The organism is Nitratireductor aquimarinus (genome assembly GCF_017255295.1).
GTDB classification, from domain to species: Bacteria; Pseudomonadota; Alphaproteobacteria; order Rhizobiales; family Rhizobiaceae; genus Nitratireductor; species Nitratireductor aquimarinus.
This window is the reverse complement of record NZ_JAFKDE010000002.1, coordinates 33,227-44,925: the sequence shown is the minus strand read 5'-3', so window position 1 is coordinate 44,925 and position 11,699 is coordinate 33,227. Positions and strand designations below refer to the sequence as shown.

Here is an 11,699-nt window from a genome sequence, read left to right as displayed (position 1 = left end):
TCAGTCGGCGCTGGCGGACTGGATTTCGGCGAGCCGGACACGCTCCCCGTCGCGGAGCTTCTGCACTCCAAGCGTCACGATCTTGTCGCCATCCTCAAGCCCCTCGGCGATGATCGCATTCTCTGTCTGGTAGGCCTCGACGACGACCGGCCGGCGTTTGAGTTCGTGCGAGGGGGGATCGACAACGAACACGACCGGGCCCCGGCCGTCGTCAAGAACCGCCGTCATCGGTATGCGAGCAACCGGTGACGGATCTCCTTTGGTCAGTGAAACGGTGGCGGTCATGCCAAGCCGGACATTCTCGTCCGCCTCCGGCACGGAAAACCGCACGGGATAGGTTCGGCTCGTGCCATTGGCCTCCGGCGCGATCTCGCGCACCGTCGCCGCATAGCGCCCGTCGCCGGCCCACAGGGTCACTTCGGCGGTGGAGCCTTCCAGATCGGCGAGCCGGCTTTCCGGGATCGAAACCACGACCTCCTTCTGGTCCAGCCGTGCAACGCTCACCACCATCTGACCGGGCGAGACCACCTGCCCGGCCTCGACGCCCGTGGCGCTCACCACGCCATCGGCAGAGGCCGTCAGTTCCGCATAGCCCATCTGGTTGGTGGCGAGTGCAACCGCGCGTTCGGCCTGATCGAAGCGCGAGCGCGCCTCATCCACGGCCAGCGACTGCGCATCGAGCGCGGCCTCGGTCACATGCCCGCGCTTGAACAGCGTGCGGGCGCGCTCCAGATCGGACTGCGCCTTGGTGAGGCTCGCCTGCGCCGCCGTCAGCGCGGCGCGCTGCTGTTCGAGCTGCAGGTTCAGATCCACCGGGTCGAGCTGCGCCAGCGTCTGGCCTGCTTTCACCCGGTCGCCCACATCCACAAGCCGGGCCGCCACCTTGCCGCCGACGCGAAACGCCTCGGCCACTTCCGTGCGCGGCATCACGGTTCCGGTGTAGGTGCGGGTCTCGGCAAGCGGCGCAAGGCGCACCGTCGCCACGCGCACCACCGGGTCTGGCCGTTCGGCCACTTCCTCATCCTGGCAGGCGACAAGCGCCAGCGCCATTGCGCTCAAAAGAACGGTCCGTTTCATCGTCGCCAGGGGCATGAAAGCCTTACCTTATAAATGTTGTTAACTGATGATTCTCAATAATCATCACTATTTAGGCGCACGAAACAGACTTTGGCTCCCGGTTTCCCGGTAACGCCCTAGTTTCGCTTGCCCAGCCCTCTCAGAATAAAGCGAAGCTGCTCGCGCAGCCCCTCTTCGGTGTCTTCACCATGCAGGATGCAGTGTTCGATCATCTGCGGATGTACGAATGTCATGAAAGCCGTCTTCACGCAGCGCGCTGCTTCCGCAGGATCGTCCACGTCGAAATCGCCGGAAGCGATCCCCTCACGAATGACCCCTTCTATGATCAGGGTCATGCGCTCGATATGGTCCTTGATCGTCGCCCAGTTCTCGTGCATCGCCGCCGAAAGCATATCGTGCGTGCGTTTTTCCCTTATAAGGGTCGCTTTGTTGTGCTCGTGAATGGCGGTCAGAAGCTTCGTCAGCTTCTCCGGCGCAGGCGCGTCAGTCCGCGCGATGGTAAAGGCGATATCGGCCACCTCTTCCACGATGCGCCCGCAGATGGACTCGTTGATTGCGCCCTTGGAAGGGAAGAACCGGTAGATATTGGCCGGACTCATGCGCAGTTCCGCCGCGATATCAGCGACCGAGGTCTTCTGATAACCGATGGTTCGGAAGAAGTTCTCCGCAACCTCCAGAATGCGGGAGCGGGTCTCTTCAGGATCTGTGCGCGTGCGTGAAACTGGCTTCATCATCTAATTCCTGATGATTTTCAATAATCATCACTATTCATTGAGTCAAGCGTTGAAACGCGTTCTACCACGTCCCGCCGGCAGGCTACAGGCCCGGCCAGCCGCAGACGTGGGGCTTTGCCCGGCACTGGCGACCGGACAACACCATGAATCCTTTATAAGAGCGGCAATCGCAAGGCGCAAAAAGCCTGAAACACCTTACGTCAGCGCGCATCCTCAAGGATCATCGCAGCCGCCTTCTCCGCGATCATCAGCGTCGGTGAATTTGTGTTGCCCGATGTGATCACCGGCATGACCGAGGCGTCGGCGATGCGCAGCCCCCGAAGCCCGCGCATGCGAAGCCGCGGGTCCACCACCGCCCCTTCATCCGCGCCCATGCGGCAGGTGCCGACGGGATGGAAGATTGTCGTGCCCACCTGCCCCGCCGCCTCCACCAGTTCTTCTTCGCTCTGGTACTGCGGCCCCGGCTTGAACTCTTCGGGGCTGTATCGCTGCAAGGCCGGCTGCGCGACGATGCGGCGTGTCAGCCGGATCGCATCGACAGCCACCTGCCGGTCGCTCTCGGTCGAAAGGTAATTGGGCCGGATTGCCGGCTGCCGGCGGAAATCGTCAGACGTCAGATGCACCGAGCCGCGACTGTCCGGCCTCAGATTGCACACGCTCGCCGTGAAGGCAGGAAACGGATGAACCGGCTCGCCGAACCTGTCGAGCGAGAGCGGCTGCACGTGATATTGCAGGTTCGGCGTCTCGCGCGCCTCATCCGAACGGGTGAAGAGGCCGAGCTGGCTTGGGGCCATCGACATCGGCCCCGAACGTTTCAGGAAATATTCCAGCGCAATCGCCGCCTTGCCTGTCAGGCTGCTCGCCTGCTCGTTCAGCGTGCGGATGCCCGACACTTTGTAGGCGCAGCGCAATTGCAGGTGGTCCTGAAGATTTTCGCCCACGCCATTCTGCTCGAACTCCACGGGAATGCCTGCCGCCTGAAGCACATCACCGCGCCCTATGCCTGACAGTTCCAGAATGTGCGGTGAGCCTATCGCGCCTGCCGCAAGCACCGTCTCACGACGGCACCTTGCCTCGCGCGCCTCGCCATTCTGTTCATAGGCAACGCCCGTCACACGCCCGGCTTCCAGAAGCAGGCGGCGCACATGCGCGCCCGTTTCCACGCGCAGATTCTTCCGGTGGCGCACCGGTTTCAGAAAGGCTTTCGACGCATTCCAGCGCACGCCGCCGCGCTGGTTCACCCGGAAATAGGACGAACCCTCATTGTCGCCCCGGTTGAAGTCATCGACCCTTGGAATGCCCAGCCCTTCGGCGGCTTCCTGAAACGCGTCGAGAATGTCCCAGCGCACCCGCGCCTCTTCCACGCGCCATTCGCCGCCCGCGCCATGCATCTCGTCGGCGCCCCGGTAATAATCCTCGGGCTTCTTGAAGAATGGGAGCACGTCATCCCATGCCCATCCCGTGCAGCCCATCTGCCGCCAGCGATCATAGTCGCGCGCCTGACCGCGCATGTAGATCATGCCATTGATGGACGAGCAGCCGCCCAGCACCTTGCCACGCGGATAGGCGAGCGAGCGCCCGCCGAGCCCCGGCTCGCTTTCGGTCGCAAAACACCAGTCGGTGCGCGGATTGGAGATGCAGTAGAGATAGCCGACCGGAATGTGGATCCAGGCGTAATTGTCCCGCCCGCCCGCTTCGAGAAGCAGAACGGAGACATTCGGATCGGCGGAAAGCCGGTTGGCCAGCAGGCATCCTGCCGTTCCCGCACCGACGACGATGTAGTCGAACGTCTCCGCCATGGCCGTCAGCCCCGCTCACCGGCAGGCGGAAGAAGATCCGCCCTGCGCGCCTCCATGGTCAAGGCTACGATGCGGCAGGTTGTTTTCGCAAGATCAGAACTGCGCGATTACGGCACTGCTTTGGGAGCATTTCTTTTTCGGAAAAAGCGCCTGGTTTTCCCGAAAAAGCCCGTCGTTTTTCTGGAAAATCGCCGTTTTGGAGAATTTCAGGCAATATTGTCGCAAGCGCAATTGTCACATGGTCAAGCGATTTGCTTTGCCCGACACTGCGCGCCCCAATGGAGGCCGAGATGAAGAACGCCGAATACACACCGACTGACAATCCCATGCTGACCGGCGCGCTCGGCCGCTGCCCGCAGTGCCAGAAGGGGCATATCTTCAAGGGCTATCTGCAGATCGCTGAAAACTGTGACGTCTGCGGTCTCGACTTTTCCTTCGCCGACCCGGCGGACGGCCCGGCCTTCTTCGCGATGACGATTGCCGCCGTTCCGGCCCTTGCCTTCGGCGTCTGGTTCCAGATGGCGTTCGAACTGCCGCTCTGGGTTCACGTCTTCACCACCGTGCCGCTGACGATCCTGAGCTGCATGGCGCTTTTGCGCCCGCTCAAGGGCTGGCTGGTCTGCTCGCAATACTTCCACAAGGCGGCGGAAGGCTCCATCGACTACGCCTGGCACGAACAGGCGGCCGAAGCGCAGAAGCAGGCCGACAAGGCCTGATTTCTCAGACCTCCAGCGCCGTCTCGGCCATGATCTCCTGAAGCGCGTCGTAGGCGGCGACAACCGTCTGCGCCTGCGCTTCATGCGCGAGCCGGAAGGCATCGCCATAGATGGTCTCGTCGGGATATTCCGTGATGAGCATCATCGGCGCCTCGTGACGATCATCTTCGGAAATCGTGATCGGGAAGCCGTTCAGAACCTCGAACTGCAGCGTGCCCGCATGGATCTCGTAAAGCCGGATCTGGCGCGCGTTGAATTCGACCAGCCCCGGCACTTTTGCCAGTTCCGTCGTGACCTTTTCCAGAAGCCGGCGCGTGCGCTCTCCCCAGCCCGCCTTGTGGCGGACGATCAGGAAGAAGCCCTTGGGCACTGTCCACATCTCGAAACCGCGCGGGATGTAGCCGGTCAGCGGCCGCGTCCACTCATGGGCGGGATAGCCGTGCAGATTGACGTGAAGGGCCGCCTTTGTGCGCTCGAAGCACAGACGCCGGATGCCCTTTTCATAAAGCGGCTCGGCCTCGCGATATTCAAGATCGTCGCCCAGCGCGGTGTAGCGGGCGGCGTGATGCATGTGATGCGGCTGGCTCTGGCAGAGATGCCAGTGCAGCGCATAGCCATCCGGGTTCTCCAGCGGCGAGACGGTGAAATGCGCGCCTGTGCGCTCTGAGAGCATCGTCGCGCCGCGCAGTGCGCCGGCGACGCCGGAAATCTCGTTCGGGTGCTGCCCGCCGCTCAGCATGATCGGATGATCGCTTCCGCTGACATAGCGCCCTGCCACCGCGCGGCCCGCGCGCGATTTGACCGCAAACGCCTCGCCGCCGATCCGCTCCAGCGTCTCGTTGACGGCGGCGACCGAAAACGGTCCCGTTGCCTCGTGCAGCGGCTGTGCGGGCCATGCGGCAGGCTCGGTGGTGAGCGGGCGCGTTTCGACCCTGACGGTGAGCGGCCCCTCGCCTGCCGCGATCACCGGAATGATCTGACCGGGCTGAAGCCCGCGCGAACCGAGCGGACGGCCGGATTTCTTCTGGAAGAGTTCAAGCAGCGAGAAATAGAAATCCTCGTGCAGCGCCTCATGCAGGCTGATCGCTTCCTCGCCAACCGGGAGGCGTGCGTCTGCGCCGGGCATGGACACGGCAATGTGCAGCGCCTCGAAGAAGGGTTCGCTGTCGCCCCAGGGATGCGCATCGATGGCCTGTACCGTTTCGTGGAACAGACGCTCGAAATCGGTTTCCAGCGCCTCATCCACGCTGCGGCCATCGGGATGGCGCACACGCAGCCAGCCGCAGGGCGAGAGAAGCTCTTTGCCAATGTGATCTTCGGCAAGCCGGTTGGGCGCGAACACCGCATGGCGCGAGACAGCGCCATCCGCCGCCGTGATCTCGACGCCATATTCGAGCGCGCCGCCGGCCTCGGCCGGGGTGAAGGCGATTTCCGCCGCGCCCACCATGCCGGCAAGCGGATAGGCCTCCAGAAGGAAACGCTGCCCGGGCGCAGCCGGGCTCACCGGGTAGGTGATGGCGATGCGGCTTGCGCTGGCTGCCGCATCCTCGGTGAAGAAATGAACCAGCGGCTTGTAGGCGCTGTAGAGCCGGGCGGTGACGCCCGCTGCCGCAAAGCGCTTCCCGGCAGCGCGGCGTGCTGCCTCATCCTCGAAAAGCCAGGCCTCCAGCTCTGCGCCGCGCCATGCCTCACTGGCATAGTCGGCGATCAGACGGTCGAGCGTTCGGTCAAAGGTCTTTTCGAAGATCGCGGTCATGTTTCTGTCCGTCCTGTTGGATCAAGGAGATCGCGCAGCCAGTCGCCAAGCAGGTTCAGGCCGAGCACGGTGAAGAGAATGGCAAGTCCCGGGAAGACGCTGACCCACCATGCGTTCTGCATATAGGTGCGCCCGTCCGCCAGCATGCCGCCCCAGCTCGGGATGGTCGGATCGACGCCGAGACCGAGGAAGGTGAGCGAGCTTTCCAGAAGGATGTTGGTGGCGACGTTGAGCGTCATCAGAACGATGACCGGGCCGGCCAGGTTCGGCAGAAGGTGCTGGAACAGGATCTTGAAATCCGGCACGCCGATGGCCTTGGCCGCATGGATGAACTCGCGGTCGTTGAGCGACAGGACGGAGCCGCGCACAAGGCGCGCATACTGCACCCACTGCGACACGATGAGCAGGATGATCGTGTTGGTGATGCCGCCGCCCACAATGGCGATGAAGGTGATGGCGAGCAGGATGAAGGGCAGCGCGAGCTGCACATCGGCAAAGCGCATCACCAGCACATCCCAGAAGCCGCGATAATAGCCCGAAATCAGGCCCATCACGACGCCCACGACCACCGCGCCGGCAACCGAGGTGAAGCCGACGAGCAGCGAGATCTTGCCGCCGGAGATGACACGCGCAAGCACATCGCGCCCCAGCGGATCAGTGCCGAGAATGTGCGCCCAGTCGGTGAAGGGTTTGGTCAGGCGGGCGGCAAGATTGATCTGCTCGCCACCATCGGGGAACAGAAGCGGCGAGAGAAGCACCGCCAGCGTCATCGTGCCGGCGAGCAGGATGCCGAGGATGAACTCGATGTTCTTGAAGTGACGCAAACGCGAAACAGCCTGTGCCATGATTGCGTCCTTTCCTAGCGGTTGCGGATGCGCGGATCGACCAGCCCGTAGGCGATGTCGACCAGCAGGTTGATGCCGATGATGAGCAGCGACAGAACGGTGATGACCGCCTGAAGGACCGGATAGTCACGACCGGCCACCGCATCGAAGGCCAGCGTGCCGAGGCCCGGCCAGTTGAACACGCGCTCGATGACGACGATGCCGCCCAGAAGGCCGCCGAACTGGAGGCCGAAATAGGTGATGAGCGGAATGGCGCAGTTTCTGAGCGCGTGCTTGTAGAGCACCTTGGTCTCGCTCAGGCCCTTGGCCCGCGCCACCTGAATGTATTGCGAGCGCAGCGTCTCAAGCATGGCCGTGCGCACCAGCCGCACATTGGTGGCCGTGAGAATGACGCCCATGGTGACCGCCGGCATGATGTAGCTTGCAAAGCCGCCCATGCCCGAAGGCGGCAGCCATTGCAGCATCACCGAGAACACCAGCACCAGCATGATGGCGAGCCAGAAATTCGGAAAGGAAAGACCGACCAGCGACAGGATGCGGATCACCTGATCGGCGGTCTTGCCCTTGTTGACCGCAGCGTGAACGCCAAGCGGGATGGAAATCGCGATGGACACGAACATGGACGAGAAGGCCAGCGCCAGCGTGGCCGGCAGGGCCTTGGAAATGAGCATGGAAACCGAGGTTCCACCAAGGAAGCTGCGGCCGAAATCGCCAACGAACAGCCCTTTTATGAAATCCCAGTACTGGGTGATGAAAGGCTCGTTGAGGCCGAGTGCCTGGCGGATGTTCGCCAGATCCTCTTCCGTGACGCTGCCCGCGCCCTGGGACAGCATGAGCGCCGGGTCGCCGGTCAGCCGGATGGCGAACGACACCGTGAGGGTGACGACGAAAACGACGAACACCGCCTGCAGGATGCGTTTGAGAAGAAAACTGGCCACCAGAGCCTCCGGGATAAATTCGTTGCGCGCCGCGTGATTCTTTTGCGGTGCGCGATGTTCAAGGGGCCGGGGGCGACACGGGCCGCCCCCGACATGCAAGTCGCAGTCCTTTGACCTTCGCATTTGTGCGCGGTCGGGTGAGATCACCCGACCGCAAAATGCTGAGGAGGACTATTCGACCTCAACCTCGTTGAGACGCATGCGGCTGTCCGGCGGCGCGATGAAGTTCTTCACCCGCTTGTTGACGCCGTAGAGCGCATTGAGGTTGTAAAGCGGCATTTCGAGAGCGCGGTCGGCTGCGTAGGCTGCGATTTCCTGCAGCACCTTCTCACGCGCATCGACATCGATCATCGGGCGCTGCGATTCCAGAAGCGCATCCAGCTCCGCGTCGCTGTCATACGGGTTCCAGCGCTCGCCCGTGTGGTACATCAGGTAAGCGGTGTTGTCGTAGTCGAGCGTCCAGCCGCCCCAGCTCTGCTGGAACATCTCGCCGGTCTTGCCCTGCGGGATGATGTCGTTGAGCAGAACGTTGGTCTCATACGGCTTGATGGTGGCGTTAAGGCCGGCCATCTGCAGGTAGCTGGCAACCGCCTGGGTGACTTCACCGAAGGTGGCGTCATTGCCGCGAATGTCGATCTGAACAGCCGTGCCGGGCGCAACGCCGGCTTCCTTCAGCAGTTCCTTGGCCTTGGCCTGATCGAACGGCAGCGGCTCCATCTCCGGGTCGTAACCGAAGGACAGTTCCGACTGGAACGATGCGATCTGCTTGGCCTGACCGCCGAGAACGGCGTCGATGATGGCCTCGCGATCCACGGCCATGATCATGGCCTTGCGCACGCGCTCATCGGCGGTGATGCCGTTGCCGGTGTTGAAGCGCAGGGCATAGACCGTCGGGCTGGTGACGGAAACGATTTCGAGCTTGTCGTCGGCCTCGATGGTGGGAACCATGGAGATCGGGATGGTCGGCGGAATGACGATGTCGACACGGCCGGCCTGAAGCTCGGCAACGGCGGTGGCCGGCTCCGAGATGAAGCGGTACTCGACGGCGTCGAGCTTCGGTGCGCCGCCCCAGTGGTCGGCGAAGGCTTCAAGCTTCACGCCGACCTTCGGCTCGTAGGAGGCCATCTTGAACGGACCGGTGCCAACGGGATTTGCGTTGACGAAGTCTTCTTCGTTCTCGGTGACGTATTTCGGCGGCACGATCATCGCGCCATAGCCGGCGAGCTTGGTGATCAGCACCGGATCGGGCTGGGTGAGGATCAGATCGACGGTGAAATCGTCGATGACATCGACCTTCTCGATCACGGCGTAATTGGAACGCTGCGGGCCCTTCTTGCCTTCTTCGCCGAGCAGGCGGTCGAAGGTGAACTTCACGGCGTCGGCGTTGAAATCCTCGCCATTGTGGAACTTGACGCCTTCACGCAGCTTGAAGCGGAGACGCTTGCCCTCGTCGAGCACTTCCCATTCGGTGGCGAGGCCGGGGACGATCTTCGTATCGGGACCGCGATAGACCAGGCCATCATAGATGTTGGTGGCGACGGACGACCAGTTCACCAGGAAGGTGTCGATCGGGTCCCAGCTGCCCGGGTCCTGCGGGGAAGAGATGGTGAGCGTGCCTGCGGCCTGCGCCGGCATGACGCCGAACGGCAGAGCCGCCAGCACGGCGGCGAGTAACGCGCCGCGTGTATTGCCCAGTTTCATGTCAAAGTCCTCCGTTTCATCTGCGTTTGTGTTCCAGCAATCAGCCTGCGGCGTTCTGCGCGACCAGATGGTCGGGCGCGATCTCCACCAGAGGCTGAATTTCGGGCTCGTCGCCGACCCTGCGCACAGGGCTCGGGATTTCGCCTTCGAGCATGGGCCGGTCGGGCCGCTTTGTCGGGTCGGCGATGGGAACCGCCGAGAGCAGTTTCTTCGTGTAGGGATGCGTGGCGCGCTCGAACACGGCCTCGCGCGACCCCGCCTCCACGATCTGCCCCAGATAGAGCACGGCGACGCGGTGGCTGACCTTCTCGACCACCGCCATGTCGTGGCTGATGAACAGGTAGGACAGGCCCTCGTCAGCCTGCAGCTCCATCAAGAGATTGATGATCTGCGCCTGCACCGACACGTCGAGCGCCGACAGCGCCTCATCGGCGATGATGAGCTTGGGCCGCGAGGCAAGCGCGCGGGCGATGCAGATGCGCTGGCGCTGGCCGCCGGAGAATTCATGCGGGTAGCGCCGCGCATGCTCGGCCTTGAGGCCGACGCGCTCAAGCAGTTCGTCCACACGCTTCTGCCGGGCGGCGGCGCCTTCGATCAGGCCATGCGTGACAATTGGCTCTGCGATGGAGAAGCCGACCGTGCGGCGCGGATCAAGCGAGGCGAACGGGTCCTGAAAGACATACTGCACCTTCTGGCGCAGGCTGTGACGCTCGGCCGACGACATGGCGGAAATGGCCTTGCCCTCGAAGAAGATCTCGCCGCCTGTCGCTTCCTGAAGCTGCTGGATGGTGCGGCCGATGGTGGACTTGCCGGAACCGGACTCGCCGACCAGCGAAAGGGTCTCACCCGGCCAGATGTCGAGGCTGACCTTTTCCACCGCGTGAACGCGATGGGTGACGCCGCCGAAGAAACCCTTCTTGATGTCGAAACGGGTTTCCAGGTTCTTCAGCGTGAGGATCGGGGACTGATCGTAGCGCGCGGTGTCCTGAAGATGCTCCTCGCCCACGAGACGGGGCGTTTCGCCATCCATGACGGCAACCGGCAGGCGCTTGGGATATTTCTCGCCGGCCATGGAGCCAAGGGTGGGAACGGCGGACAGAAGGGTCTGCGTGTAGGCATGCTGCGGATTGGCGAAGATCTGGTCGACCGGGCCTTCCTCGACCTTCTGGCCGCGCCACATGACGACCACCTCGTCGGCCACCTCGGCCACCACGCCCATGTCGTGCGTGATGAAGATGACCGCCATGCCGAGCTTTTCCTGCAGGTCGCGGATGATGGAGAGGATCTGCGCCTGAATGGTCACGTCGAGCGCGGTGGTGGGCTCGTCGGCGATCAGGAGTTTTGGCTTGCAGGCAAGCGCCATGGCGATCATGACGCGCTGGCGCATGCCGCCGGAAAGCTGGTGCGGATAGCGCGACAGCAGCGCGCGGGCATCCGGCAGGCGCACCATCTCCAGAAGGTCGCCGGCCTGACGCAGCGCCTCTTTTCTGGAAACGCTTTCATGCAGCATCAGCACTTCGGTGATCTGGTCGCCGATGGTGAAGACCGGGTTGAGCGAGGTCATCGGCTCCTGGAAGATCATGGCGATGTCCTTGCCACGAACCTTGCGCATGGTTTCGACCGGGGCCTTGGCGAGATCGACCGGACCGTCACCGCCATTAAACAGGATCTCGCCCTTGGCGATGGTTCCGTTCATGTGATCGATCAGCCGCATGATGGAGAGCGAGGTGACCGATTTGCCGGAACCGGACTCGCCCACAATGGCCAGCGTGCGCCCCGGCGCGACCCTGAAGCTCAGATCGTCCACGACCCGGTTCGAGCCGAATTCGACGGCGAGTGAACGAATTTCCAGTAACGTGTCCTGTCCGAGCTGCGGCATAGGTGCTCCCATTTGAAGGGTAGGCCGAGATGTCTCATTGAACCCGGCTGCATCTGGCCCCAACTGTTAGTCCAGTTTGACGACAGACGCGTGTTTTCCGCGCGTTATGAGCGGCCTCCCAATCAAAAGAAAACATTTCCAGATATTTTGTCAATAAATTATCATTGAAGATGCATGTAAAATTGCGACCTATTGAAATGCAAGGCTTTCAGCTCGGCTCTATCAGAGCGTCTTTGCGGGACAATGATGCGGCC

The 11,699-nt window shown here is 62.6% G+C and carries 9 protein-coding genes; 1 reads left to right on the top strand and 8 read right to left on the bottom strand.

The window, feature by feature from the left end:
• The 3 genes from JYP46_RS00410 to JYP46_RS00400 all read right to left on the bottom strand — a co-directional run bounded on the left by JYP46_RS00410 (position 1) and on the right by JYP46_RS00400 (position 3,610).
• Positions 1-1,077 carry an efflux RND transporter periplasmic adaptor subunit gene (locus JYP46_RS00410; RefSeq protein WP_222473785.1) on the bottom strand — a complete coding sequence of 359 codons (1,077 nt, stop codon included), beginning with the start codon at positions 1,075-1,077 and terminating at the stop codon, positions 1-3.
• Positions 1,078-1,193: 116 nt separating this feature from the next.
• Positions 1,194-1,808 (bottom strand): TetR/AcrR family transcriptional regulator, encoded by a 615-nt coding sequence (locus JYP46_RS00405; protein ID WP_315900304.1) that lies wholly within the window; start codon positions 1,806-1,808, stop codon positions 1,194-1,196.
• A gap of 203 nt (positions 1,809-2,011) precedes the next feature.
• Positions 2,012-3,610, bottom strand: coding sequence for a GMC family oxidoreductase (locus tag JYP46_RS00400; RefSeq protein ID WP_206546914.1), 1,599 nt, complete (start codon positions 3,608-3,610; stop codon positions 2,012-2,014).
• 290 nt (positions 3,611-3,900) lie between these two features.
• Between JYP46_RS00400 and JYP46_RS00395 the strand changes: the two genes are divergently transcribed.
• A complete protein-coding gene (locus JYP46_RS00395; RefSeq protein WP_206544563.1) occupies positions 3,901-4,326 on the top strand; it encodes a DUF983 domain-containing protein in 426 nt (141 codons plus the stop codon).
• 4 nt (positions 4,327-4,330) lie between these two features.
• Here the strand turns inward: JYP46_RS00395 and JYP46_RS00390 are convergent, their stop codons facing one another.
• The 5 genes from JYP46_RS00390 to JYP46_RS00370 form a co-directional block, all read right to left on the bottom strand.
• Positions 4,331-6,082: a M14 family metallopeptidase gene (locus tag JYP46_RS00390; protein WP_206546913.1), complete on the bottom strand. Its 1,752-nt coding sequence runs from the start codon at positions 6,080-6,082 to the stop codon at positions 4,331-4,333.
• The gene (locus JYP46_RS00385; protein ID WP_113154109.1) at positions 6,079-6,927 is read right to left on the bottom strand and encodes an ABC transporter permease; all 849 of its coding nucleotides are present in this window, start codon (positions 6,925-6,927) and stop codon (positions 6,079-6,081) included. The genes JYP46_RS00390 and JYP46_RS00385 overlap by 4 nt, the downstream gene beginning before the upstream one ends.
• 14 nt (positions 6,928-6,941) lie before the next feature.
• Entirely contained in the window at positions 6,942-7,865 is a 924-nt protein-coding gene (locus JYP46_RS00380) for an ABC transporter permease (protein WP_206544561.1), read from the bottom strand.
• Positions 7,866-8,036: 171 nt separating this feature from the next.
• Positions 8,037-9,566 carry an ABC transporter substrate-binding protein gene (locus tag JYP46_RS00375; protein ID WP_113154107.1) on the bottom strand — a complete coding sequence of 510 codons (1,530 nt, stop codon included), beginning with the start codon at positions 9,564-9,566 and terminating at the stop codon, positions 8,037-8,039.
• 40 nt (positions 9,567-9,606) lie between these two features.
• Positions 9,607-11,445 (bottom strand): ABC transporter ATP-binding protein, encoded by a 1,839-nt coding sequence (locus JYP46_RS00370; RefSeq protein ID WP_222473784.1) that lies wholly within the window; start codon positions 11,443-11,445, stop codon positions 9,607-9,609.
• Positions 11,446-11,699 lie beyond the last annotated feature (254 nt).